We start from the raw sequence: 25,498 nt of genomic DNA on the forward strand, positions 1-25,498 counted from the left end.
ACCGGGGCTTGCGGGCGACGCCGGGCGGGCATGAGAGGGCGCAGGACGGCACGAGATGGGCCGAGAGGTGGCGGAACGGCCCGCGTGCGCCGGGTCGGGGCTGCGCCGTGGCCAGGCCGGTCGCAGGCCGTGACACCTAAACTGGTTCCACCATGACTTCTCTTTCCCTCATCGGCGGACACGTCTCCGTCACCGGTGGCCTGGCCAAGGGCGGTCTGCAGGCCGCCTCGGACATCGGCGCCGAGATGATCCAGGTGTTCGTCACCAACCCGCGTGGCTGGGCGCTCGCCGCGGGCGACCCCGTCCAGGACGTCAGGCTGCGCGAGTCGGGCATGCTCTCCTTCGTGCACACGCCGTACCTCGTCAACATGGGCTCCCCCAGCGTGGAGACGCTGGAGAGATCGGCGGCCACCGTACGGCACTGCCTGCTGCGCGCCCACGCGATCGGCGCCAGGGGGGTGGTCGTCCACACCGGGTCCGCGGTGACCCAGTCCCGCGACGACGCCCTGCGCCAGTTGCACGAGCACCTGCTCCCGCTGCTGGAGGAGATCCCCGAGGACGGCCCCGACCTGCTGCTCGAACCGATGGCGGGCCAGGGCGCGATGCTCTGCGCGACCGTCCAGGATCTGGAGCCCTATCTCGCGGCCCTCGACTGGCACCCGAAGGCGGGCGTCTGCCTGGACACCTGCCACGCCTTCGCGGCGGGTCACGACCTGTCGACCGCCGCGGGGGTCGGCGAGACCCTCGACGCCCTGCACGCGATCGCCCCGGGGCGGCTCAGGCTGATCCACGCGAACGACTCGAAGGACGTGTGCGGCTCCAAGAAGGACCGGCACGAGAACATCGGCGCCGGTCACATCGGCGCCCTGCCCTTCGGCGCCCTGATGCGCCACCCGGTGGCCGCCGGGCTGCCGCTCTGCATCGAGACCCCCGGCCCGGCGGCCAAGTACCGCGAGGACATCGAGACGCTGAAGAAGCTCCGCGACGCTCCTGCGGTGTGACGGGACGTCCGCCGCTCGCAATCCGGCCGCCCCCGTGTGGCCGGATCACGGTCAGACCCGCGGGTCAGCGCGGACGTCCCGTCACACCGGAGACCGCCGGGCCCCTCCCCCGGTGTTCAGGGGCCCGGCAACGGGTGACCACGCGTTCAGGTCACCCAGGGACTCCGCGCACCAGGTCTTTTCGAGCCTCTCGGCTCTGTCCCCCCCTGGTGCGGCGGGTTCGGCTCTCCGATGTACGGAACACTAGAGGGGCACTCCAGGAGCGACTCGCCCTTTTTCGACCAGCGCGCCTAACGGTCCGTAGCTGTCGATGTACGGAGAGTGCCGACGCGACGAGCGGCCGACCGCGGACGACGAGCGGTCGGCACCCACGGCGGGAAGGCCACCTACTCCTCGCCGGAGAACCTCTCCCAGGCGGACTGACGCGCCATGCCCAGGGCCGCGCCGATCCTGGCCCAGGTGACCCCACGCCGACGCAGCCGGTCGACCCAGGCCTGCAGGTCGGCCTCGACCCTGGCGCTCGCCGCCGCGACACGGGGCAGGTGGTCGAGGATCTCCTCGTCGGTCATGCCGTCCGGCCAGGGAATCTCGGGGACGTCCCCGCCCTCCTGGGCGGCCGGCGCCTCCGGTGCCTCCGGGGCCGCCCCCGGCTTCAACACCTCGGCGATGATGGTGTTGCAGAGGTCCACACAGTGGTTGCAGATGTACACGCCGGGACCGGCGATCACCTTCTCCACCTCCGACTTGGACTTGGCGCAGAAGGAGCAGTGAATTTCCTGCTCGGCGAGCGACGTCGCGGACATGCGACCCTCCAGACCAATGACTGTCAGGCCCACCCTGACAGATCTTGCCGTGAGCCTACGACGTCAGGCACAGCCTGACAAGTTCGCGACGCTCCGGAACGCCCGCCCTCGCAGGAGCGAGCAAACCCAAAAAAGGCATGGAGCAATAAAACGGTCACAGCCAAACAAGCGGAGCAGGTCACCGGCGGGCCCGTCCGCGGCCTCACGGAACGCGCGCGACCGCGCCGGTGACTGCCGGTAACCTCCAGTGACCTCCGGCGAGTGCGGCTACCTGAGCGCGCCCGAGGACGGCGGGCGATCCTGGAGCTGACGAACGAGCTGTTCGCGGACCCGCCGGGTGTGGCGGCGGCTGACCGGCAGCGTCTCCGCGCCCACCCGCAGCGTCACCCGCCCCCCGTCGAAGTTCAGCTCGCTCACGTGCCGCGCGGAGACCAGCGTGCTGCGGTGCACCCGGATGAAGCCTGAGGCCGCCCAGCGCCGCTCCAGCGCGGCCAGCGACATGCGCACCAGGTAGTTGCCGTCCACGGTGTGCAGCCGTACGTAGTCGCCCTTCGCCTTGGCGAACCTGACCGCCTGCTGGGCCACGAACCTGGTCCTGCCTCCCAGCTCGACCGGGATGACGTCGTCGATCTCGGGCTCGCCGGTCGCGGAGGCCGCGCACTCCAGGCGGCGTACGGCCTCCGCCAACCGGTCGGGCCTGACGGGCTTGAGCAGGTAGTCGACCGCCTCCAGCTCGAAGGCCTGGACGGCGCAGTCCTCGTGGGCGGTGACGAACACCAGCCGGGGAGGATTGGGGAAGCCGCCGATGAGGCGGGCCAGGTCGAGGCCGTCGAGGCCCGGCATCCTGATGTCGAGGAAGACGCCGTCGAGCCGCTCGCCCGCCCCGATCATCTGCACCAGGTCCTGCAGCGCGTTCACCCCGCCGGAGGCGGTGGAGACGTGCTCGATGCGGGGATCCTGGCGCAGAAGGTAGGCCAGCTCCTCCAGCGCGGGGACCTCGTCGTCAACCGCCAGGACTCGCAACATGGCCCCACGCTGCCCTCAAACCACGCCCGTCGCAAGAGGCGGGACGACTTCACGTAATGATATGACTACAAAGAGCTATGAGCGCGAGGAGAGCTTCGGCAGGCGCAGGCGCACCTTGGTGCCCGCGCCCGGCGCGGTCTCGACCACGAGGCCGTACCCCTCACCGTAGATGTGGCGCAGCCGCACATCCACGTTGGCCAGACCGATCCCGCCCTCGCCCCGCTCGCCGCGGGAGTCGTCGTCGAGCAGCAGCCTGACCCGTTCCGGATCCATGCCGAGCCCGTCGTCCTCGACACTGACGTGCGCCTCCGAGCCCGCGTCCGAGACCAGCACCCGCACCTCGCCACACCCGCCGGTGGTGGCCATGCCGTGCTTGATGGCGTTCTCGACGAGCGGCTGCAGGCACAGGAAGGGCACCGGCACGGACAGCACCTCGGGGGCGACCTTGACGGTGAAGCGGAGCCGCTCGCCGAACCTGGCCCGTTCCAGGAGCAGGTAGCGGTCGACGCAGTGCAGCTCGTCGGCCAGGGTGGTGAAGTCCCGCTCGCGGCGCAGCGCGTATCTGGTGAAGTCGGCGAAGTCCATCAGCAGCTCGCGGGCCCGCTCGGGGTCGGTGCGGACGAACGAGGCGATGGTCGTCAGCGAGTTGTAGATGAAGTGCGGGGAGATCTGCGCGCGCAGCGCCCTCGTCTCCGCCTCCATCGCGCGCCGCCTCGAGGAGTCGAGCTCTGCCAGCTCAAGCTGGCAGGAGACCCAGCGGGCCACCTCGGTGACGGTTCTGACCAGCGCCGGGCCGACCGAGGCGTCGTAGGCGGCCAGCGCGCCCACGACCCGCCCGTCGACGGTGAGCGGGACGACCACCGCGCCCCTGATCACGCACCCCGGCGTGCCGCAGGCGAGGGCGTGCCCGGTCACCACCCGCGGCCTGCCCGAGGACAGCACGGAGCGGGCATGGCCGGGAGCGTGGTCCCGCTGACAGTCCTCCTCACCGTCCCAGGCGAGCATGCCGTCCGCGTCCGTCACCGCGATGGCGCCCGCGCCCAGCAGTGCGCGCAGGTGACGGATCGCCTTGCGGGCGGAGTCGCGGGTCAGGCCCGCGCGCAGGGAAGGGGCCGCCAGCGCGGCGACGTGCAGGGTGGCGAAGGTGGCCTCGTCGGGCAGGCCGCCCAGATGGCGAGGGGAGACAGGGCGACGGCCCGACAGAACGAATCCCAGGAGAGTCCTGACGGCGCAGAGCAGCGCCCAGACACTGGTCGACATGCGGGAAACCGTAGTCAACCCCGCCTGTCAATCAGGCAAGAACGCCGATCACGGCGGCCCTTCACCCGGTTCCTCCTGATAGGAGTAGCGCTGCTCACGCCATGGGTCGGCGATGTTGTGATAGCCGCGTTCCTCCCAGAAGCCACGCCTGTCCTCGACGAGGTACTCGATGGCGCGCACCCACTTGACGCTCTTCCAGGCGTAGAGGTGGGGCACCACGACCCGGACGGGGAACCCCCGCTCGGGAGCGATCGGCTTGTCGTCCAGCTCGAGGGCGAACAACGTGTGCGGGCGGGCGAAGTCGCTCATCCGCACGTTGGCGCTGTAGCCGTACTCGGCCCAGATCATGACGTGCCTGACGTCGGGGGCGGGCGGGACCAGCTCCATCAGCGTGGCGGCCGAGACGCCGCTCCACTCGTTTCCCATGATCGAGAACTTGGTGACGCAGTGGAAGTCCGCGATGACCGCGGTGCGCGGCAGCTCGGAGAACTGCTGCCAGGTGAAGCTGCGCGGCTCTCCCGAGGCGGTCGCCCCCATGACCTGGAACTGCCACGTCGCAGGCCGGAACGTGGGCACCCGCCCGTAGTGGATCACCGGGCGTCCACGGGGAACGTACTGGCCTGGAGGCAGGCGAGTCTCCTCCCGCGGAGGTTCCGACCGCTCCACCATCACTCCCCTCACCGTCGCGCCCCGATCACACGGGGCAATCCTGCCATCGCACGTCCGGCGTCGTCGCGGCGGCCACCTGGTAAGGCCCCTCCGCCCCTCCCCGTCGCCCCCATCGGACCCCATCGGACCCCTGTCGCCCCTCCGCCGCCCCTCTGTCCGCCCCCTCCGACGCCCCGTGTCTCCGGCGCACCGAAACCGGGACGGTCCCGGGCCGATTCAACGGCGTGTCTCCGTGGTGCGCTACTATTTGCCGCGATGCGTACTGCGTTCTGGTTTTGGTATGGCGACGGACCCGTGGGTCGGACCGTTCGCCACCAGGTGCTGCGCTAAACACCAGGCGAATGAGAAGGCCCCGGGTCCGAAAAGGACCCGGGGCCTTCTCGTTTTCACGGATCTTTCACCGAACGATCAAAGGAGAGACATGGTCATCGTCATGGGCCCAGACGCCACACAGGGCGATATCGAGGCGATCGTGGAGATCATCGGCACGGCGGGCGGCGACGCGTTCGTCAGCCGGGGCGTGAGCCGCACGATCATCGGCCTGGTGGGCGACGTGGCCCAGTTCACTGCGCTCAACCTGAAGGCCATGCGCGGGGTCGCCGGGGTGATCCGGGTGACGGCCCCCTACAAGCTCGTGAGCCGGGACAACCATCCCGAGCGGTCCACGGTCAGAGTCGGCGGCGTGCCGATCGGCCCCGGCACGGTCACCCTGATCGCGGGACCGTGCGCGGTCGAGACACCGCAGCAGACGCTTGAGGCGGCGGAGATGGCCAAGGCCGCGGGGGCGACCCTGCTGCGCGGCGGCGCGTACAAGCCCCGCACCTCGCCCTACGCGTTCCAGGGCCTGGGCGAGGCGGGGCTGCGCATCCTCGCCGACGTACGCGAGCAGACCGGGCTTCCCGTCGTGACCGAGGTCGTGGACGCCCACGACGTCGAGTTGGTCGCCTCGTACGCGGACATGTTGCAGATCGGCACCCGCAACGCGCAGAACTTCGCGCTGCTGCAGGCGGTCGGCGGGATCGGCAAGCCGGTCATGCTCAAGCGGGGCATGAACGCCACCATCGAGGAGTGGCTGATGGCGGCCGAGTACATCGCCCAGCGCGGCAACCTCGACATCGTGCTGTGCGAGCGCGGTATCCGCACCTTCGAGACCGCGACCCGCAACACCCTCGACGTCTCCGCGGTCCCGGTGGCCCAGCGCCTGTCCCACCTGCCGGTCATCATCGACCCGTCCCACTCGGGCGGCCACCGCAACCTGGTGCTCCCCCTCACCCGCGCGGCCATCGCCGTCGGCGCGGACGGCGTGATCATCGACGTTCACCCGCAGCCGGAGCAGGCCCTCTGCGACGGCCCTCAGGCGCTGGTCGACGGCGACCTCGAGGAACTCGCCGACGTGATGCGCCGCTTCCCCGCGCTGCTCGGCAAGAGCATGACCGGCGACGCCCTGGCCTCCGCCTGACCTTCCCCGCACCAGACCCCGCCTTCCTGGCCCCGTCTCCTGGCCCCGCCCGCCGAGCGTCCGCACTCGGCGGGTACGGCCCGCCCCACGAACGGCGGGCCGTACTCGCCGACGAACCCTACTCGCAAGTAATACCGTACTCACCGGTAATTTAAGTACGAACACCCAGGCGCGGCGCCCGGCTGGCGGGGATCGTGGGGGGCATGACCAAAACGATCCAGCCACGGCACACCGGGGCCTTCTACGTCCAGTCGGTCCTGTCCTTCGGCGTCTCCGTCACCGCGGTCGCCGTCGGTCTCGTCTATCTCCCGGTCGAGACCTGGGTCCGCGCCTTCCTGGCCATCGGCGTCCTCTACGTCGTCACCTCGACGTTCACCCTGGCCAAGTGCGTGCGCGACCGCCAGGAGCTCTCCGACGTCACCACCCGCGTCGACCGGGCACGCCTGGACAAGCTCCTCACCGAGCACGACCCCTTCAAGGTCGACTGACTCCCGTCCCGCGGGCAACCCGCTCCGCGGGACGGGGCTCAGCTCAGCCCTCCAGCTTGTACTCCTGGAGGGATCCGGCGAGCTGTACGGCCAGCTCCTCGGCGTCGAGGCGCCTCTCGATCTGCTTCAGGTCGGCGATCTTCGCGGCGGTCTCCGCCCTGCGGGGGGCCAGGAGGGTGCAGCAGTCCTCGTCGGGGAGCTCGGAGATCTCCAGGGTGCCGATGCGGCGGGCCTCCGCCATGATCTCGGTCTTGTCGAGGCCGATGAGCGGGCGCAGGATCGGCAGGTCGACCGCGTCGTCCTGGGCGGTGATGTTCTGCAGGGTCTGGGAGGAGACCTGACCCAGGGAGTCACCGGTGATCAGCGCCCCGGCCCTGAGGCGGCGAGCGACCTCCTCGGCGGTCTTGAGCATCAGGCGCCGCTGGGAGATGACCGCGAGCCGCTCCTGGCCGGAGGCCTTGATGGACTGCTGGGCCTTGCCGAAGGGGACGACCCAGAGGCGGGACCTGCCCTGGAACTTGTCCAGCGCCCTGACCAGGGCGTAGGCCTTGTAGATCGACTCCGACGTGGTGAACGGGATGCCGGAGAAGTGCAGGAAGTCGACCCGCAGGCCGCGGCGCATCATCCGGTAGGCGGCCACCGGGGAGTCGATGCCGCCGGACATCAGCACCAGGCCCCTGCCGCTGGTGCCGACCGGCAGGCCGCCCTGGCCCGGCTGCCCTCCGGTGAAGACGAAGACCTCGTCGCGGTCGACCTCGATGGAGACCACCAGCTCGGGGTTCTTCAGGTTGACCGGCAGGCCGTAGATGTCGTTGAGCTCGCCGCCGACGGAGCGGTCGAGCTGCATCGAGGTCAGCGGGAAACGCTTGTCGCGGCGGCGCGAGCGGACCGCGAAGGAGACGCCGCGCTTGACGTCCTCCCGGTCGGCGAGCAGCTCGATCGCGGCCTTGGTGACCGCCGAGGGGTCCTTCTCGACCCGCCACGCCCGGTGGATCCAGACCAGGCCGGGAACGTGGCCGACGCGCTCGGCGACCGCGTCCGCGCGCTCGACGCCGGAACCCTCGGGCAGGAAGAGCGCGATGACGCCGTGACGCTGCCGCAGGTCAACCTTGAAGTCCAGGTCCTTGACTGCGGCCTTGATGTTGGCCTGCAGTCTGCGTTCGAAGAGCTCGCGGTTGTTTCCCTTGAGGACGACCTCGCCCAGTTTGAGCAGAACGCAGGGCTCGCCCAAGGCGGACATGGTCATGGTGCAACCTCCGGTGGAGCTTCGAGGGGGAACATGGGGCGTGCGGCACCGCCGTCGTTACGGCGAAGACCCACAGAACACGCCACAACGCCAAGTGTCGCGCGCGGGCGCGCAAAGACAATGCCGGACCTTGTCACTTTAGTCGGCCCTATGACTCGTCCAGGCCTCGCTCGATGGCGTATCGGACGAGCTCGACGCGGTTGTGGAGCTGGAGCTTGTTCAGCGTGTTCTGGACGTGGTTCTGCACGGTCCTGTGGGAGAGGACCAGGCGCTCGGCGATGTGCCGGTAGGACAGGCCCTTGGCGACCAGACGGAGCACCTCCGTCTCCCGCTCGGTCAGGCGGGGGCCGTCCGCCGGGGTCTGCTGGGCCGCCAGCCTGCGGTACTCCCCCAGCACGAGCCCGGCGAGGCCGGGGGTGAAGACCGCGTCACCCTCCGCGGTGCGCCTGACCGCGTCGAGGAACTCCGCCTTGCTCGCCGACTTCAGCAGATATCCGGAGGCGCCGGCCTTGACCGCCTCCAGCACGTCCTCCTGCTCGCCGCTGGCCGACAACACCAGCACCCGGGGCTGTGGCTCACAGGCGGCCAGCCGCCTGGCCACCTCGACCCCGGACAGGTCGGGCAGCCGCAGATCCAGGACGACCAACTCCGGCCTGACCGCGACGGCGACCCTGAGGGCCTGCCCGCCCTCGCCGACCGCCGCCACGACCTCGTATCCCGCCTCCGCCAGGTCCCTGGCCACGCCGTCCCGCCACATCGGGTGGTCGTCAACCACCATCACGCGCATCCGCCAAGCCTAGTCAGCGGCCCGGGGCGCCGGAACGGACATCTCGATCTCGGTGCCCTCTCCCTGGGCGGACAGAACCGTGACTGTGCCGCCCAGGTCCGCGATGCGGCCCTTGATGGACTGGGCGACGCCGAGCCGCCCGGTCGCGGCGGCCTCCTCAAGGCGCCCTTCGGGGATGCCCGGCCCCTCGTCCCTGACGGTGACGGTGATCACGCCGCCGTCGCTCTCGGCGAAGACCCAGGCGGGGGCGTGCGGGCCGCAGTGCCTGGCCACGTTGTCCAGGGCGGCGCCGACCGCGGCGGCCATCTCTCCCGCGGCGGCGGCGGGCAGCGTCAGCGGGGTCGCGGGGACCGAGACGGTGACCGAGGCCGAGCCGTACACCTGGAGCAGGGTGCGCAGGTCGGCGTCGCCCGCGGAGGGCGGCTCGGGGCGGAGTCTGACCAGCTCACGCAGCGCGGCCTCCTGCTCGCCCGCGAGCCTGCCCAGCTCCGCCGCCTCACCGCCGATCTCCTGGCCCCGGCGCTGGACCAGGGCCAGCACCTGGAGCACCGAGTCGTGGATGTCCCTGGCGATCCTGTCGCGTTCCCGCCCCGCGGCCTCGATCTCGATCGCCCGCTGCAGGCGCGTCTCCGCCTGTCTCGCGAGCCGGGCGACGTGCCCGACCAGCACTCCCGCGAGGAAGAGCAGGACGGTGCCGTTGATCGGCAGGGTCTCGAACTGGACGCCCGGCCCGCGCAGGTCGTGCAGCCACAGGTCGGCCAGCGAGACGATCAGGGCGGCGACGGCGCCGACCCGGCGGCCGCCGTACACGCCCCATGCCAGCACGGCGCCGCCCATCCAGGTGCCGGTGATCGGCAGACTGCCCGGCTGGTAGGCGCCCTGCACCAGCGGGGTCGCCAGCAGGCAGCCGAGCGTCACGAGCATGTCGGCGACAAGCAGCGGCCAGCCGCGGAACTCCCGGTAGGAGTAGGCGAAGATCATGGCCGCCGTCCACAGCGCCATGAAGCCGATCACCAGCCAGCCGGTCGCCGGATGGGCGTACCCGCCCGCGCGGAGCAGCAGGACGGCTGCGTACACCAGGGACGCGACGCGGAAAACCGCGATGACCCGCCAGAACGGACCCTCGATCCCCGTCACGCCCCGACTTTACCGTCATGCATGACACTCCCACCCCACGCGTAACAGTCTTTTTTTCCCTCCAACCACGACAAGCTGCCATAATCCAACAAATCACCCACTAACTCAGAAATTGGAACATGTCCCACGTAGACCACTTTTCGTATGGCTTGCTCACCCCTGTTCTGGCCTATCTCGTTTCGGCCATCGGGTGCATGCTGGGTCTGTCGCTCACCGCGAAAGCGCGGGTGACGACAGGCCAGGCACGGGTGCGCTGGCTGGTCGGCGGCGCGCTGTCCATCGGTGGCACCGGCATCTGGGTCATGCACTTCGTCGCCATGACGGGCTTCACCATCGGCGGCAACCCGATCCGCTACGACGTGCTCCTGACCACCGCCTCCATGCTGCTGGCGGTGGTCGTCGTCGGAGCCGGCCTCCTCATGGTCTCCTTCAGAGGCGAGAGGTTCGGCTGGCTCCTGCTCAGCGGCACGGTCACCGGCCTCGGGGTGGCCGGGATGCACTACCTCGGAGTGTTCGCGATGAACATGTCGGCGACCGTCCACTACGACACGACACTGATCGTGCTCTCGGTCGTCATCGCGATCGCCGCCTCGACCGTGGCGCTCTGGTTCAGCCTGCGGGCGAGCGGAGTGCTCGCCATGGGAGGCGCGGCCCTCATCATGGCGGTCGCGGTCTGCGGCATGCACTACGTCGGCATGTTCGCGATGGAGGTGCGCCCCCGCGTCTCCCTGACACCCGTCGACGGCGCGCGGGGCCTCGACTTCATGCTGCCGATACTGGCGGTGGTCAGCCTGCTGACGCTGGGCATGCTGCTGGCCGTCATCCTGTCGCCCTCAGAGCAGGAGATGCGCGTGGACGCCGAGCTGCTGGCCCGTCTGGAGAACCGCCGCGCCGCACAGTCCGGCGCGGCGGGCACGCCGGTCGGGCCGCCCGTCTCGGCCTCGCCGCCCGCGGAGGCCCAGCGGCGGCCCTCCCTGTTCGACGCCAAAGAGAAATAATGTACGGCTTGCGCCCGGGTGGGCCGCTTCTGCGAGGCGCAAGCCGCACATGGAGGGGGTCACGGATCGCTTCCGACCCATGACCCGACGTTATGGCCGGGGGGTTGCAGAACGCTTGCAAGACGATAGGGGCCGCACCGGCAGGCCCCCGGCACGAAACCTCCCCGCCCGGCGGCGCCCGGGACCGGCACCGAGCCGTCGGGCACCGGAGGTCAGCCGAAGAAGACCTCGGCCTCCTCGTAGCGGCCGACCGGCACGGTCTTGAGCTCCTTGGTCGCCTCATCGAGACCGACGGTGACCACGTCCGTCCCCTGCAGCGCGACCATGGTGCCGAAACGCCCCTCATGCACGGCGTCGATGGCGTGCAGGCCGAAGCGGGTCGCGAGCACCCGGTCGAAGGCCGTGGGCGTGCCGCCGCGCTGGATGTGGCCGAGGACGGTGGTGCGGGCCTCCTTGCCGGTCCGCTTCTCGATCTCCTTGGCGAGCATCTCGCCGATGCCGCCGAGGCGGACGTGCCCGAAGGAGTCGAGCTCGCCCGCCTGCAGGGCCATCTGGCCCTCGATCGGGTGCGCCCCCTCCGCGACCACGATGATCGGCGCGTAACGGGTCTTGAACCGGGACTCCACGTAGGCGCAGACCCGGTCGATGTCGAAGGGCTTCTCCGGGATGAGGATGACGTTCGCGCCGCCCGCCATGCCGGCGTGCAGGGCGATCCAGCCCGCGTGGCGGCCCATGACCTCGCAGATGAGGGCGCGATGATGGGACTCGGCGGTGGTGTGGAGCCGGTCGATCGCCTCGGTCGCGATGTTGACGGCGGTGTCGAAGCCGAAGGTGTAGTCGGTCGCGTTGAGGTCGTTGTCGATCGTCTTCGGCACGCCGACGACGTTCACGTCCTTGTCGAAGAGCTGCTTGGCGACGCCGAGGGTGTCCTCCCCGCCGATGGCGATCAGCGCGTCGACCCCGGTGGCGGCCAGGTTCTCCTTGATCCTCTCGACACCGCCGTCGATCTTGATCGGATTGGTCCGGGAGGAGCCCAGGATCGTTCCGCCGCGCGGCAGGATGCCTCGCACCGCCTGGATGTCGAGCGGCATGGTCTCGCCCTCGAGCGGCCCGCGCCAGCCGTCGCGGAATCCGACGAACTCGTGACCGTAGACGCCCACGCCCTTGCGCACGACGGCGCGGATAACGGCGTTCAGGCCGGGGCAGTCGCCGCCCCCGGTTAGCACTCCAATACGCATGGCATCCTCCGGTGGTGGTTCCGAGGCAAGACGGCCAGACTAAATGGGGTGACGCGGCCGGCGAGGGATTTCGGACGCCGACGCAACGCATTCTGCCCTCAGACCAGGCCAATGGTCTAGACCAAAATGGAGGAGTCTCTCATATGTCGGTTCTCGCCATCGACGCCGGGACGACCGGGGTCACCGCGCTTGTCGTGACCGAGGACGGCCGGATCGACTCCAGGGGTTACCAGGAGTTCGCCCAGTACTTTCCCGAACCGGGCTGGGTCGAACACGTTCCCGAGGAAATCTGGCAGGCGACGCTCGCCGCCTGCCGTACCGCGCTGGACGGGGCGGGCACCGCGCCGTCCTGCGTGGGGATCACCAACCAGCGCGAGACGGCCGTCGTGTGGGATTCGGCCACCCTCGCCGCGCCCCGTCCCGCGATCGTCTGGCAGGACCGCCGCACCTCGGGGATCTGCGCGAGACTGCGGGAGGCGGGACACGAGCCCAGGGTGGCCGCGCTGACCGGACTGAGGCTGGACCCGTACTTCACCGCGACCAAGCTCACCTGGCTTGGCGAGAACGACCCCCGCTGCTGGTCGGCGGTGACCTCGGGCGACGCCGTCGTGGGCACCGTCGACTCCTATCTGGTCGCGCGGCTGACCGGCGGCGCGCGGCACGTGACCGACGCCTCGAACGCCTCCCGCACGCTGCTGTACGACCTGGAGGCGAAGGGGTGGTCGGCGGAGCTGTGCGAGCTGTTCGGGGTGCCGAGGGCGGCCCTGCCGGAGATCGTGCCGAACCATGGGGAGATCGGCAGGACGGACCCTGCCGCCTTCCTCGGCCTCGACCTGCCGATCGGCGGCATGGCCGGTGACCAGCAGGCCGCGCTGTTCGGCCAGGCGTGTTTCTCCCCCGGCGACGTCAAGTGCACCTACGGCACGGGGTCGTTCGTCCTGATCAACACCGGGACCGAGCCGGTGCGCTCTGAGGCGGGACTGCTGACGACCGTGGCGTGGCAGACCCCCTCCGGGGAGGTCACCTACGCCCTGGAGGGCTCGATCTTCGTCACCGGCGCCGCCGTGCAGTGGCTCCGTGACGGGCTGGGGCTGATCCGCACCGCGCCGGAGTCCGAGGCGCTGGCCCGCACGGTCCCCGACAGCGGCGGCGTGGTCTTCGTGCCCGCGCTGACCGGTCTCGGCGCGCCGCACTGGGACCCGGACGCCCGCGGCACGATCCTCGGCATCACCCGGGGCACCACCGGCGCCCACCTGGCCAGGGCGACGCTCGAGGCGATCGCGTTCGAGGTGCGCGACGTCGTCGAGGTCATGACGGGCACCGCGGGCCTGCGGGTGCCCGCGCTGAAGGCGGACGGCGGAGCCAGCGGCAACGACCTGCTCATGCAGATTCAGGCCGACCAACTCGGCGCCCCGGTCGAACGGCCCGCGGTCCAGGAGACCACCGCGCTGGGAGCGGCCTTCCTCGCCGGGCTCGGCACCGGCGTCTGGTCCTCCCCCGACGAACTGCGCAAGACCTGGAGCCTGGAGCGGCGCTTCGAGCCCGGCGAGCGGGACGAGGAGGCCTACGCCCGCTGGCTCAAGGCCGTCGACCGCGCCCGTTCCTGGGCCTAGATCCCGCCCCCTGGATCTGGAGGGTCACCATCTCCTTCCCCGGGCGGCGCGGTCGCGATGATGTCCCGCCGGGCGGTTCCAGGCGTGCCGTCCCGCCCGGCTCCGGACATGACCGGACGAGCGGCCCTGGAGGCGGTCACCGGGGATGACGCGGCGCGGGCTGCCCAGACCGAGGGAGGCGAGGTTGTCCCTGGCCGGGTGCTCACGCCCGGCCGGGCCCGTGGCGAAGGCCCGCAGGACGTTCATCGTGGCCGCGCGGACGAAGAGCGCGGTCCGGTCGGTAACACCGTGACCGCAGTCCGAGCCCCGCATCGCGCAGACCCAGCGCATCGTGCCCGTGCTGAACACACCCGCGCCGCTCGGCGCGGTGTAGTAGGCGCTGTGCGCGGTGGTCGGCCTGCCGCTGCAGTCGACCGGGGAGACCGACAGGACCTCCATCGGGCGTGGCAGCGGCATACCGGACAGGACCTCGTCGGTCTCCACACCCGCCAGCCCGGGGAAGGACGTGCCGCGCCGTACGCCGGTCCCCTCGAAGATCCAGCTGTCCGGGCTGTGGACCACATAGGCCGCCTCCGCGGGGAAGCAGTTGTACATCGGGCCGGTCAGCGAGCTCTCCGGCTCGCTCACCCGCCATCGGTCGGTGCTCGGGTCCAGCCTGCCGTCCTTGTGGCAGACGACGAGGCGGTTGGGGCCCAGCGGCGTCGAGGCGAAGCGGATCCGCCAGTAGACGGCGTTCGCGCCGAGGAAGGCGAGGTTGACGCCCCGGCCGCGCGCGGCCTCCACGGTACGGCGCATGCGCACCGACCAGTACTCGTCGTGGCCGAGGGAGACCAGCCCCCTGGCGCCGTCGAGGATGTGCGGGTCGCTCTCGAGCTCCAGGTTCGTGATGTAGGCCAGCGGGACGCCGCTGTGCTCGGCGACCTCGATCGCGGCGCGTTCCAGATCGAGGAAGAGCCTGGCGCCCGAGGTGTCGTAGGGGCGGTCGAAGCTGACGGCCGTCGACCTGTCCTCGAAGCCACCGGGCCCCAGATAGAGGCTGCGTCCGCCCCAGAGGTTGTACGCCTGCCAGGTGGTCACCCCGTTGACCACGACCAGCCGCCCCTCGGTCGAGGCCGACCTGACGGTGAGCGGGACGAAGCGCCTGGCTCCGGTGGTGGCCTCGAGCCGGATCAGGTAGGAGCCCTCAGGCCAGCCCGTGGTGTCCACGGCCGGGCCCGGCTTCCAGTGGGCGGCGGTGACCGTGCGGGTCGCGGCGATCGTCCTGGGCGGCGCCTGCTTCGTCCCCGGCAGCTTCTCCGACTCCCAGACCTTCCTGGCACCGGCTCCGCCGTACCAGCCCATTCTGAAGGCGGTCGCGGTGTACCGGTCGGCCGTGGTCGAGACGCGGAGGTGGAACGCCTCTCCGGGCAGCACGCTCACCCGGTCGGCGAAACCCTCGATCTCGTGCTCGCCGCCTTGGTGGTTGGCCCGCCAGAGGGGGTCGCCCTGCTTGGCGTTCTCGGCCACGGTGACGTTCTCCGCCGTTTCCGGGCCCGCGGTCGGCCCTGTGCCCTCCGCCGGAGCCTGCGAGGTCCCCGGGGTGGGGGAGGACGCGGGAGAGGGGGCCGCGACGGCCGGTCCTGAGCTCCTGCCGACGCCCCTGAGGGCGTCGCCGACCTTGTCGCCTACGGTGTCGCCCACGGTGCCGGTCGCGGGAGCACACCCGGCGACCGCCGCGGCCAGGGCCACCGTGGTCGCCAGATGAGTGAACGCTCGAAACATGACATCAGCATGAACGCGCCGGATGTCATCCGCCGGGAACCCGACCGGGGACTTGGCCGGTTCTTGGCCTCAGGGCAGCGGCAGCACGCACGAGGGGGTGCCGACGGCGAACACCGCCGAGCCCGGCTGCGGGATCCCGTCCCTCATGGCCAGTACGGCGATGCCGTCGGAACGCTGGTTGGCCACGTACATCCGGTCGTCGGCGATGGCGAAGTGCCTCGGCCAGGCCCCGCCGCAGGTGACCTCGGCGACCGGGGCCAGGGTGAGCGAGGAGAGCACGGAGACGGTGTCCGGTCCCCGGTTGGCGACGTAGACGAAGCCGTTCGAGACCTCCAGGTGCGAGGGATGGTTCCTGCCCGCCGCGGCGCTGGCGGCGACGGCCCCGACCTCGTGCCAGCCGTCGTCGTAGGCGCGGACGGTACCGTCCAGCTCCCCCGCCACGTACCAGCGGTCGGCCGAGCGGGCCATGTGCCGGGGGCCCATGCCGGGCGCGAGCCGTACCGGGCCCTCCGGATGCGGCAACACCCGGCCCTCGCCGCCGTCCACCAGGTAACGGCGGACCTCGTCGGCGCCCAGGTCCGTCACATACAGCACACCGTCGGGCCCGAAGACGGCCTGATGGGCGTGGGCGCCGTCCCGGTAGGGGAAGGTCCACACGTCGGTCAGGAGACCCGAGTCGTCGATCCGGTGCACGCTTACCGTGCCGTCACCGTAGTTGGTCACCGCGAGCAGCGTGCCCGACGGGTCGACGGCCAGGTGGCAGGGGAACGACCCGCCGCTCGGGCGCTGGGCCATGGGCACGGGGGCGCCGCCGCCGACGGCGAAGACGCCGACCGTGCCGCGTTCGCTCTCCCCGGCCGCGTACAGGATCGGGAGCCGGGGATGGGCCGCGAGGAAGGAGGGCCCCGAGGCGGGCGTCGCCCCGAGCCGCGTGAGGCTCCCCAGCTCGACCACGGTGATCCCCGTGCCGGATCCCCCCGTGTCCGGGGTGTATCCGCCGATGTACGCGACCTCAGCCATCATGCTCCCGTCACTGGCGGACGGCCCTGCCGCCCGAAGATTGTCATCCGTTCTCGACCAATCTGCGAACTTAGCGCAGTCACTCGCCCCCTGGGCACCCGATCTTTTCGCGAGCCCGGCCCCTCCTCCTCCGCCCCTCCTCCGGTCCCCCTCCCTCCGATCCCCCTCCGGTCTCCCCCGGCGTGGTCCCGCCCGTCGCGCACCACCCGGCCCGCACCGCGCTCCGCGTGCCGGGGCCGTACCCCCCGACGTAATTCCTTCTTTGTAGATAGGTATTATGGGATTAATATCGGAGCACCCCCACTGCATGAGGCGGCGAAGATGCGGTTCCACTGGTTTCTCCCGACCACGGGCGACGGCCATCACGTCAGGCCCGCCACGACCACGGTCGCGGCGGGAGCCGCGGCGACCCGTCCGGCGACGCTCGACTACCTGACCCAGGTGGCCGGGGCCGCCGAGGCCTCCGGCTTCGACGCCGTGCTGACCCCGGTCGGGGCGGGCTGCCCCGACCCGCTGGTCGCCTGCAGCGCCATCGCCGCGCGGACCGAGCGGCTCAGGCTGCTGGTGGCCTTCAGGCCCGGGTTCACCCTGCCGACCCTGCTCGCCCAGCAGGCGCAGACCTTCCAGGAGATCAGCGGCGGACGACTGCTGCTCAACGTGGTGACCGGCGGCGACCCCCAGGAGCAGCGCGCCTACGGCGACTTCCTGGACCACGACGCCCGCTACGCGCGCACCGAGGAGTTCCTGACCGTGCTCCGCCGCACCTGGACCGGCGAGCCGTTCGACCACGAGGGCGCCCACTACCGGGTCTCCGGAGGCGGCCTGGCAACGCCGCTCACAGACATCCCGGAGATCTACTTCGGCGGGGCCTCCCCCGCCGCAGAGCGGGTGGCCGCCGCCGGGGCGGATGTGTACCTGATGTGGGGCGAGCCTCCGGCGATGATCGCCGAACGGATCGGCCGGATGCGGCGGCTCGCCGCCGAGGCGGGACGCGACCTGCGCTTCGGCATCAGGCTGCACGTCATCGCCCGCGACACCGCCGAGGAGGCCTGGGCACACGCCCTGCGCCTGCTCGACGGCATGGACCCCGAGCGGATCGCCGCCGCCCAGGCGCGATTCGCCCGGATGGACTCCGTGGGCCAGGGCCGTATGGCCGGGCTTCACGGGGGCTCCGCGGATGCGCTCGAGATATCACCCAACCTCTGGGCGGGGGTGGGACTGGTCCGCGAAGGTGCCGGCACAGCTCTGGTCGGCAGCTACGCAGAGGTCTCCGAGCGCATCCGCGAGTACGCCGAGCTCGGTCTGTCCGAGTTCATCCTGTCCGGCTGGCCGCACCTGGAGGAGGCCTGGCGGGTCGGCGACTTCGTCCTCCCGCGGCTGGCCACTCCCGCGCTCGCGTCGTGAGCGCGCTCGGCAGCCCGACCGGCGGCACTCCGGGCGCCGCCCAGGACAGCGCCGTCGCCCACAGCGCCGTTACCCAGGGCGGCGCCGTTGCCCAGGGCGGCGCCGTTGCCCAGGGCGGCGCCGTTGCCCAGGGCGGCGTGCCCGGCGCGGGCCCGGTTCCCGCCGTTCGCGGCCTCTGGCGGGCCCTGGCCCTGCGGGCCGGAGCGATCGTCGCGCTGGTCGCGATCTGGCAGGTCGCGGCGATGGCACGGATCTGGCCGCCGGTCTTCGTGCCGGAACCGCTGGCCGTGTGGGAGCAGTTCCTGCGGACGACCACCGAGGGCGTGAGCGGTTACACCCTCCAGGAGCACCTGCTCACCAGCCTGCGCCGCATCCTCCTCGGCTGCCTGTACGGCGTGACGGGCGGCATCGTCCTGGGCCTGCTGATCGGCATGGTCCCCACCCTGCGGGCGCTACTCGGCCCGCTGGTGACGTTCGTGCGGACCCTCCCGCCACTGGCCTACCTCAGCCTCCTGGTGATCTGGTTCGGCATCGACGAGGAGCCCAAGATCTGGCTCCTGCTGCTCGCCGCGCTGCCGCCCGTCGCGGTCGCGACCGCGGACGCGGTGCGGAGCGTGCACGAGGACTACCTGAACGCGGCCCGCTCGCTCGGCGCCAGACGGCACGAGCTGCCGCTCAGGGTGGTCCTGCCAAGCGCGCTGCCCGAGATCATCACGGGCGTCCGGGTCGCCGTCGGCGTCGCCTACACCACGGTGGTCGCCGCGGAGACCGTGAACGGCGTGCCCGGGATCGGCGGCATGGTCCGCGACGCCCAGCGCTACAACCAGACCGACGTCGTGGTGCTCGGCATCCTCGTCATCGGCCTGTCCGGCCTGCTCATCGATTTCCTGTTGCAGACACTCGACCGCCGCCTCGTGCCGTGGCGCGGCCGTACGTGAAAGAAAGTCCCGAGAGAGAGCACCCCCATGAAACGCACGACCCTGCTGCTCCCGCTGGCCCTGGCCGCCGCCCTGACGCTGACCGCGTGCGGGTCCGGCGCCCAGGAGGCCAAGCCTGCGGCGGACGGCTCCCCCGCGACACTACGCATCGGCTACCAGCTCATCCCGAACGGCGACCTGATCGTCAAGGACCAGAAGTGGCTTGAGGCGGCCCTGCCGAACACCAAGATCACCTGGAGCAAGTTCGACTCGGGCGGCGACGTCAACACCGCCATCATCGCCGGTTCGCTCGACATCGGCCTCGCGGGCAGCAGCCCGGTCACCCGCGGCCTCTCCGCCCCGCTGAACATCCCCTACAAGGTCCCGTGGATCTTCGACGTGATCGGGGACAACGAGGCGCTGGTCGCGCGCGGCGATGTGACCGACGTCAAGGGTCTGGCGGGCAAGCGCATCGCCACGCCGTTCAGCTCGACCTCGCACTACAGCCTGCTCGCCGCGCTGGCCGAGGCGGGGCTGTCCGAGTCCAGCGTGAAGATCCTCGACATGGAGCCGCCGGACATCCAGGCCGCCTGGCAGCGCGGCGACATCGACGCCGCGTACGTCTGGACGCCCAACCTGGCCGAGCTGCAGAAGAACGGCGGCAAGACGCTGGTGACCAGCAGGGAGCTGGCCCAGCGCGGCAAGCTCACCGCCGACCTCGCGGTGGTGCGCGATGAGTTCGCCCAGAAATACCCCAAAGCGCTGCAGGTCTGGCTCCAGCAGCAGGACCGCGCGGTCAAGCTCGCCAGGAGCGACAAGGCCACGGCGGCGGCGGCGATCGGCCGCCAGCTCAACCTGGACCCCACGGAGGCGGCTCGCCAGCTCGGGCAGCTCGTGCTGCTCGACGCCACAGAGCAGCGCTCGGCCGAGTACCTCGGCACGCCGTCGGCCCCGGGCAAGCTGGCCGAGAACCTGCACAGCGCGGCCGAGTTCCTCAAGACCCAGCAGAAGGTGGACGCGGTGCCCGAGCTGAGCGTGTTCCAGAAGGGCCTGGCCACCAAGGAACTCACCGACGCGTTCGCGGGCGGCTGAGAACGTGACAGGCCAACACTCCCTGAACGGCCGGGCCGCCGGGACCGGGAACGGCTCCGCGGAGGACCGCCCGGCGCTGACGCTCGCGGGCGTCTCGCACTCCTACCGGGGGCGCGGCGGGACGGTCGCGGCCCTCGGGCCGATCGACCTGGAGATCGCCGCGGGCGAGTTCGTCACGGTCGTCGGCCCGTCGGGATGCGGCAAGAGCACGCTGCTGCGGCTGGTCGCCGGGTTCACGGCGCCGTCGACCGGGAGCATCACCGCCTCGGGGCTGCCGGTCACCGGGCCCGACCCCGCCAGGGGGTACGTCTTCCAGCAGCACCGGCTCTTCCCCTGGCTCTCGGTCGCGGGGAACGTGGGTTTCGGGCTGCGGGGCGTGCCGAAGGCGGAGAGGCGGGCCAGGGTCGCCGAGCTGCTGGAGCTGACCGGTCTCGGCGACGTCGGGCGGGCCAGGCCGTACGAACTGTCAGGGGGGATGCAGCAGCGCGCGGCGATCGCCCGCGCGCTGGCCCCCGGCCCCGCGCTGCTGCTGATGGACGAGCCGTTCGCCGCACTGGACGCCTTCACCAGGGAGCGCATGCAGGAGGAGGTGCGCGAGCTGTGGCGGCGGGCCGGGACCACGGTGGTGTTCATCACGCACAGCGTGGACGAGGCGGTCTATCTGGGCACCCGGGTGCTCGCGCTGAGCGGCAGGCCGGGACAGGTCGTCTTCGACCGGGCCTCCGGCCTGCCGTACGAGGAGCAGCCGCGTGGCGGCCCGCGCTTCGCCGCGCTCCGCGAGGAACTGACGGAGGTCGTCCGCCTCGCCGCCTCCGCGGGCGGCGGGCCAGGCCGGTGACCCGTCCCTGGTGGAACGGGCCGACGGTCTCACGGGACGGCGGGCCGTGGCGGAACGGCCTCGCGACCCGGCTCGTCGTGGGACGGGTCAGCGGCGGAACGGGCCGGTGACCTCGTAGGTGACGCCGTCGGTTCCCGCGGCGTCACCGCGGGGACCACGCTGGGAGGAGAAGTACAGGTGGCTGCCGTCAGGGGAGAAAGCCGGGCCGGTGATCTCCGACCTGGAGTGCCCCTCGAGCCTCAGGAAGGGAGTGACCGTCCGGTCCGGGGTGATGAGGTTGAGCTCCATGTTCCCGCCGTCCTCGGCGACGTAGAGGTCGCCCAGGGGGGTGCCGGTGATGTTGTCCACGCCGTTCAGCGGGGCGCCGGCGTCGTAGACGACCTCCAGGCGCTCGTTCTCCGCGTCGTAGGCCCAGACCCGGTTGTCCCCCTTGCTGGTGAAGAAGCAGACGCCGTCAGAGTAGTGGCAGCCCTCTCCCCCGTTGAACCGGCGGGCCGTGTCCACCTGGTGGCGGGCCGCCTCAAGCAGCGCGGCGGGGTTGGGCACCCGTCGCCAGATCACCGCGCCGTCGTCCACACCGGCATCGGGGGAGGTGCACAGCACCTCGAGCCTGCCCGTCGTCAGGTCGCCCCAGTGCGCGGGGACGAACCGGTAGAAGCAGCCGTCCCGCTCGTCCTCCGTCATGTAGACCACCTGACGGACCGGGTCGCAGGCGGCGGCCTCGTGCTTGAACCTGCCCATGGCCAGGCGCGGCATCGCGGCGCGCACGCCGTACGGGTCGCACTCGAAGACCCGGCCGCGTGAGATCTCCTCGCACGAAAGCCAGGTGTTCCACGGGGTGACGCCACCGGCGCAGTTGAGGTTGGTGCCGGACAGGATGCGATAGGCGCCGCGCACGGCCGCGTCCCGGCCGAACCTGATCGCGGTCGCGCCGCCGAGCAGCGGGATCTCCGAGTTGGACACGTAGATCCAGCCCTCCCCGTCGGGGAAGCATCCGCCGCCGTCGGGGGCCGGGTGCCAGAGCACTCCGCCGACCCGATGACCGGTACGGGCGACGATTCTGCTGGAGAACCCCCAGGGCAGGGCGATCCCGTTGGCGTCCGGCACGCCCAGCGGGCCGTACGGACCCGAGAGAGCGGGGAGGTCATCACGACGTGGCGCCGTGGCACGGGCGGCGCCCTGCCAGAGCGATCCGGTGAAGGCCGTCCCCGCAGCCAGCCCCCCGGTGCGCACGAACGTTCGGCGAAGCATTGCTCCTCCTCGTCGCCTTCACGGTATGCGGCAAGTCGATCGGACCCATGTGAACAGGGCGACTCCCCGCACCCAAACTTTGCGGAAACCGGAGAGCAAGCGTTCCTCAAAACCGGTCGCCCTACAGCCAAGATCCCCGATCACCGCCGCACCGGCGTCCAGAGTGGAGATGACATCGTCGTCAGGCCGGGAGCACCGTTGAGCGAAGGACTCACGTTCGCCAATCCGATCCCCGACGCCGCCCCCGTCGTGGGCGGCCGCAGGGCCCTGGTCTTCCTCGACTCACCGTCCCCCGCCTCTCCCGAGAGCGCCCCCTCCGAGGCGGTCTCCCCCCGGACGGCCTCCACGGCTTCGCCGGGCGCGCAGGGGGTTCCTGGCGCGGTCCAGTCGGGTGCGCGGAGTGTTTCTTCGGGCACGGTCCAACCGGGCGCGGGGGGTGTTTCGGGCGCGGTCCGGCCGGACGCGCGCCTGGCGAGCGCGCTCCGCGCCGAGGGCTTCGCCGTCGACTCCGAGCACAGCCGGGGCGCGCGGGACGACGGCGAGCGGGTGTGGGAGTTCCTCGGGTCCGCGCGGGAGGGGGACCTGCTGGTGATCCGGCTGCCCTCGGACGACGGCTGGACCTCGGGGCAGCTCGGATCGATGATCGGCACCTTCGGCAGGCAGGTCGGCGAATCACTTGCGGCAGCCGTGCTGCTGATCGTCGACTTCGGCTGGAGCGCCCTGGACGACTCGGCGACCCCGGTCAGGCAGCTGGCCGTCGCCGGAGAACCCCAGGTGGCCGCGGCTGCCCTCACGCTGACGTTGAGGTTCGACGAGACGCTTCCCGGTCCCGTCCGCAGCCTGACCGACGTCATCGCGGAGGGCCTGGCGACCAGAGCCGCCGACCTCGACGGCGACGGGGTGATCACCGTCGGCGAGTTGCACTCGTACGCGCTCGACCACTACGCGGTCGCCTCCGCCGCCCGCACCCCCATCCTTATCACCTATGGCGCCGTCACGGGCGTCCCGCTGACCCTGGCCGGGGACCCCTCGGTCCCCTTCCCCGCCGCCCTCGCGCGGGCCGCGGCCGGGCTCGGCGATCCCGCCCCGCCCGCCTCCGGCATCGAGATCGTCAGGCGCGTCTACGAACTGCACCTGAGCGAGGCGGCCAAGGAACTGCTGCGCAAAGCCTCCCTCCTGGCCGAGGACGAGTCCGTCGAGGAGGTCTTCGGCGACGCCGCCGAGCTCAGGCGGTGGGGGTTGCTCGGCGAGAGCACCACGTTCGCCCATCCGGACGTGCGGGCCTTCGGCTACTCGCGGCTCTCCCCCGCGGAGAGCGCCAAGACCTCCGCGCTGCTGCGCCGCAGGCGGGCCGGGCTGCGGGCCGTACCGCCGCGGGCACGGCTCACCGCCGACCGGTGGACCACGGAGGACCAGCTCGGGCACCGGCTTTACGCGGAGGCCATCGCCGCGTTCGTCAGGCACCCGGAGAGCCGTCCTCCGCTCACCATCGGCGTCAAGGGACCGTGGGGTGCCGGCAAGACATCCCTGATGCGGATGATCCAGGACCTGCTGGACCCCGGGGCCGCGGGAAACGCTCCCGCCGACATCCATCTGCCCGGTACCCGCGCGGACAGGGCGCCGACGAACGCGGAGGTGCTGTCCCAGGTCAGGCAGCGCCCCGGAGAGGACGCGGAGCGCGCGGTGCCGGGCTCCCTCCCGGTACGGCGGGCCGACTGGCGCCCGACCGTCTGGTTCAACCCGTGGATGTACCAGAACGGCGAGCAGGTCTGGGCCGGACTCGCCCACGAGATCATCAGCCAGGTCACGGAACGGCTGCCGAGGGCGGAGCGGGAACGCTTCTGGCTGCGGCTCAACCTGGCCAGGGTCGACGGGGAGGCGGTCCGCCAGCGCGCCTACCAGCTGGCACTGACCCGCCTGGCTCCCCCGGCTCTCGGCCTGGTCGCCGGGCTGGTCCTCACCGGCGCGCTGCTGGCCGCCTCGGCGCTGCTGCCCGCCGTCGGCGACCTCATGCGCTACGCCGCCGCCGCGGTCGGCTCGGCGGGCTCGGTCGGCGCGCTCGGAGCGGGAGCCGTACGGCTGGCGAGGTTCTTCGGAGAGTCGGCGAACAGCGCCTTCTCCGACCTGGTGCGGCAGCCCGACCTGCTCGCGCGCGACGCGGCCGACGGACTGTCCGCCGAGGTCGCGAACGGTCCCGGCTACCGGTCGAGGACCGGGTTCCTGCATCTGGTGCAGACCGACATGCGGCACGTGCTCGACCTGATCGCCACCGAGGAGCGGCCGCTCGTGGTGTTCGTCGACGACCTGGACCGGTGCTCGCCGGGAACGGTCGCGCAGGTCATCGAGGCGATCAACCTGTTCCTCGCCGGTGAGTTCCCGAACTGCGTGTTCGTGCTGGCCATGGAGCCAGAGGTGGTCGTCGCGCACGTGGAGGCCGCCTATCGCGATCTGGTCGAGACACTGCCGGACGACGGGCGCTCCGGGCTGGGGTGGCGGTTCCTCGAGAAGATCGTGCAGTTGCCGCTGAGCGTGCCGCTGCTCGACGACGCCGACCGGCTGCCCGCCTTCGTGCGAGCCCTGCTGGGCATGCCCGAATTTCCCGAACCGGCCGAATTCACCGGCACTGCCGAGTCACCGGAGCCCTGTGGTGGGAGTGTGCCGGGGCAGCGGGATCAGTCGCGGAGCGGTCTCGTGTCTCAGCCGGCATCCTCCCCCACCCGGCCTCTCCAGGGGCGGGGTGAGGCGCAGCCGTACGAAAACGGATGGCGGCCGCGCGGATCGACCCGGCGGCCACCGCTGCCGGGAGCGGAGACACGCGCCGCGGGGACTCGGCCGCGCGGGCCGGTCGACGTTCCGATAGCCGATCCCCCGCCGCGTCCCGTCGAGCCGCCGGACCCGGTCCAGGTGAGCCGCCTCGAGGACGCGATCTGGGCGCTGCGTCCCACCTCCGCGACCCTGGACGAGGCGGCGAGACTGGCGCAGCAGGCCCTGGGCATCGAGAGCTCAGACATGATCGGCGGGCTGTCCGCGGCGGCACGCGAGGCCGCCGACCGGGTCTTCGACGACCTCTACAGCGACGAGAACGCCTACCGGGCGATCGAGTTCGTGCTGCCCGCGCTGACGTTCTTCAACCCACGCCAGATCAAGCGCTACGTGAACGTCTTCCGCTTCTACTCCTTCCTGACCTACCGCCGCACGCTCGCCGGGGCCGTGCCCGCCTCCGACGCCGAGGTCGCCAAGCTCGCGGCGCTGACCATCCACTGGCCGCACCTGCTGTCGCTGCTGGTCATGGAGGTCGAGGGGGCGACCGTGCTGCAGAGCCTCGAGCGCGCGGCGGCCACGGCCGACGACAAGGCTTGGGAGCGGGCCGTCCACGAGGCGGGCCTCGCGGGCCACGGCACCTGGGACGGCACCCACCTGGACACCCTGCGCGACCTGCTGTCCTGCCCCCACCCCATCGCGGGCCTCGCCCGCCACCTGCTCTGAGCGC

General features: G+C 71.4%; 20 protein-coding genes and 1 pseudogene. 10 read left to right on the forward strand and 11 right to left on the reverse strand.

The genetic code is table 11. The features are described from left to right. Positions 1-152: 152 nt before the first annotated feature. Positions 153-1,001 (forward strand): deoxyribonuclease IV, encoded by an 849-nt coding sequence (locus AB0395_RS08945; RefSeq protein ID WP_366278459.1) that lies wholly within the window; start codon positions 153-155, stop codon positions 999-1,001. Between the two features lie 653 nt (positions 1,002-1,654). Here AB0395_RS08945 and AB0395_RS08950 read toward each other — a convergent pair. From AB0395_RS08950 to AB0395_RS08965, 4 genes and pseudogenes are all read right to left on the reverse strand, one after another. Continuing rightward, positions 1,655-1,804 (reverse strand): annotated as a pseudogene (locus AB0395_RS08950) (ClpX C4-type zinc finger protein); the annotation flags it as partial. Between the two features lie 267 nt (positions 1,805-2,071). Then, positions 2,072-2,830: a LytTR family DNA-binding domain-containing protein gene (locus AB0395_RS08955; protein ID WP_366278460.1), complete on the reverse strand. Its 759-nt coding sequence runs from the start codon at positions 2,828-2,830 to the stop codon at positions 2,072-2,074. A gap of 75 nt (positions 2,831-2,905) precedes the next feature. Beyond that, positions 2,906-4,090, reverse strand: a complete 1,185-nt coding sequence (locus AB0395_RS08960; protein WP_366278462.1) for a histidine kinase — start codon at positions 4,088-4,090, stop codon at positions 2,906-2,908. A 48-nt stretch (positions 4,091-4,138) separates the two neighbouring features. Continuing rightward, positions 4,139-4,759 carry a sulfite oxidase-like oxidoreductase gene (locus AB0395_RS08965; RefSeq protein WP_366278464.1) on the reverse strand — a complete coding sequence of 207 codons (621 nt, stop codon included), beginning with the start codon at positions 4,757-4,759 and terminating at the stop codon, positions 4,139-4,141. A gap of 421 nt (positions 4,760-5,180) precedes the next feature. Here AB0395_RS08965 and aroF point away from each other — a divergent pair, with 421 nt between their 5' ends. Together aroF and AB0395_RS08975 are read left to right on the forward strand one after the other, a co-directional pair. Continuing rightward, positions 5,181-6,218, forward strand: a complete 1,038-nt coding sequence (gene aroF / locus AB0395_RS08970; RefSeq protein WP_366278466.1) for a 3-deoxy-7-phosphoheptulonate synthase — start codon at positions 5,181-5,183, stop codon at positions 6,216-6,218. Between the two features lie 203 nt (positions 6,219-6,421). Beyond that, a complete protein-coding gene (locus AB0395_RS08975) occupies positions 6,422-6,706 on the forward strand; it encodes a YiaA/YiaB family inner membrane protein (RefSeq protein ID WP_366278468.1) in 285 nt (94 codons plus the stop codon). A 43-nt stretch (positions 6,707-6,749) separates the two neighbouring features. Here AB0395_RS08975 and thiI read toward each other — a convergent pair whose 3' ends face one another. From thiI to AB0395_RS08990, 3 genes are all read right to left on the reverse strand, one after another. Then, positions 6,750-7,952, reverse strand: a complete 1,203-nt coding sequence (gene thiI / locus AB0395_RS08980; RefSeq protein ID WP_366278470.1) for a tRNA uracil 4-sulfurtransferase ThiI — start codon at positions 7,950-7,952, stop codon at positions 6,750-6,752. 148 nt (positions 7,953-8,100) lie between these two features. After that, positions 8,101-8,730, reverse strand: coding sequence for a response regulator transcription factor (locus AB0395_RS08985; RefSeq protein WP_366278687.1), 630 nt, complete (start codon positions 8,728-8,730; stop codon positions 8,101-8,103). An 18-nt stretch (positions 8,731-8,748) separates the two neighbouring features. Continuing rightward, a complete protein-coding gene (locus tag AB0395_RS08990; protein ID WP_366278472.1) occupies positions 8,749-9,876 on the reverse strand; it encodes a DUF5931 domain-containing protein in 1,128 nt (375 codons plus the stop codon). A gap of 149 nt (positions 9,877-10,025) precedes the next feature. On the opposite strand from AB0395_RS08990, the gene AB0395_RS08995 reads away from it, so the two are divergent. After that, positions 10,026-10,874, forward strand: coding sequence for an MHYT domain-containing protein (locus AB0395_RS08995; protein ID WP_366278474.1), 849 nt, complete (start codon positions 10,026-10,028; stop codon positions 10,872-10,874). A 212-nt stretch (positions 10,875-11,086) separates the two neighbouring features. Here the strand turns inward: AB0395_RS08995 and AB0395_RS09000 are convergent, their stop codons facing one another. Then, entirely contained in the window at positions 11,087-12,112 is a 1,026-nt protein-coding gene (locus AB0395_RS09000) for a 6-phosphofructokinase (protein ID WP_366278476.1), read from the reverse strand. A 143-nt stretch (positions 12,113-12,255) separates the two neighbouring features. Between AB0395_RS09000 and glpK the strand changes: the two genes are divergently transcribed. Continuing rightward, on the forward strand, positions 12,256-13,725 hold the full coding sequence (gene glpK / locus AB0395_RS09005; RefSeq protein WP_366278478.1) for a glycerol kinase GlpK: 1,470 nt from the start codon (positions 12,256-12,258) through the stop codon (positions 13,723-13,725). Positions 13,726-13,749: 24 nt separating this feature from the next. Here glpK and AB0395_RS09010 read toward each other — a convergent pair whose 3' ends face one another. Together AB0395_RS09010 and AB0395_RS09015 are read right to left on the reverse strand one after the other, a co-directional pair. After that, positions 13,750-15,486: a N,N-dimethylformamidase beta subunit family domain-containing protein gene (locus AB0395_RS09010; RefSeq protein WP_366278480.1), complete on the reverse strand. Its 1,737-nt coding sequence runs from the start codon at positions 15,484-15,486 to the stop codon at positions 13,750-13,752. A gap of 69 nt (positions 15,487-15,555) precedes the next feature. Beyond that, positions 15,556-16,506 (reverse strand): beta-propeller fold lactonase family protein, encoded by a 951-nt coding sequence (locus AB0395_RS09015; RefSeq protein WP_366278482.1) that lies wholly within the window; start codon positions 16,504-16,506, stop codon positions 15,556-15,558. A gap of 321 nt (positions 16,507-16,827) precedes the next feature. On the opposite strand from AB0395_RS09015, the gene AB0395_RS09020 reads away from it, so the two are divergent. From AB0395_RS09020 to AB0395_RS09035, 4 genes are read left to right on the forward strand one after another with little or no spacing between them, the layout of a single operon-like run. After that, the gene (locus AB0395_RS09020; protein ID WP_366278483.1) at positions 16,828-17,910 is read left to right on the forward strand and encodes an LLM class flavin-dependent oxidoreductase; all 1,083 of its coding nucleotides are present in this window, start codon (positions 16,828-16,830) and stop codon (positions 17,908-17,910) included. Further along, a complete protein-coding gene (locus AB0395_RS09025) occupies positions 17,907-18,848 on the forward strand; it encodes an ABC transporter permease (protein WP_366278485.1) in 942 nt (313 codons plus the stop codon). Before AB0395_RS09020 ends, AB0395_RS09025 begins: the two co-directional genes overlap by 4 nt. 27 nt (positions 18,849-18,875) lie before the next feature. Further along, the gene (locus tag AB0395_RS09030; protein WP_366278487.1) at positions 18,876-19,919 is read left to right on the forward strand and encodes an ABC transporter substrate-binding protein; all 1,044 of its coding nucleotides are present in this window, start codon (positions 18,876-18,878) and stop codon (positions 19,917-19,919) included. Between the two features lie 4 nt (positions 19,920-19,923). Beyond that, the gene (locus AB0395_RS09035; protein ID WP_366278489.1) at positions 19,924-20,757 is read left to right on the forward strand and encodes an ABC transporter ATP-binding protein; all 834 of its coding nucleotides are present in this window, start codon (positions 19,924-19,926) and stop codon (positions 20,755-20,757) included. 87 nt (positions 20,758-20,844) lie between these two features. Here AB0395_RS09035 and AB0395_RS09040 read toward each other — a convergent pair whose 3' ends face one another. Next, on the reverse strand, positions 20,845-22,008 hold the full coding sequence (locus AB0395_RS09040; RefSeq protein WP_366278491.1) for an alkaline phosphatase PhoX: 1,164 nt from the start codon (positions 22,006-22,008) through the stop codon (positions 20,845-20,847). A gap of 198 nt (positions 22,009-22,206) precedes the next feature. Here AB0395_RS09040 and AB0395_RS09045 point away from each other — a divergent pair, with 198 nt between their 5' ends. After that, on the forward strand, positions 22,207-25,494 hold the full coding sequence (locus tag AB0395_RS09045) for a P-loop NTPase fold protein (RefSeq protein WP_366278493.1): 3,288 nt from the start codon (positions 22,207-22,209) through the stop codon (positions 25,492-25,494). Positions 25,495-25,498 lie beyond the last annotated feature (4 nt).

Source organism: Streptosporangium sp. NPDC051023 (assembly GCF_040689595.1).
In the GTDB taxonomy this organism is placed as follows: Bacteria; Actinomycetota; Actinomycetes; order Streptosporangiales; family Streptosporangiaceae; genus Streptosporangium.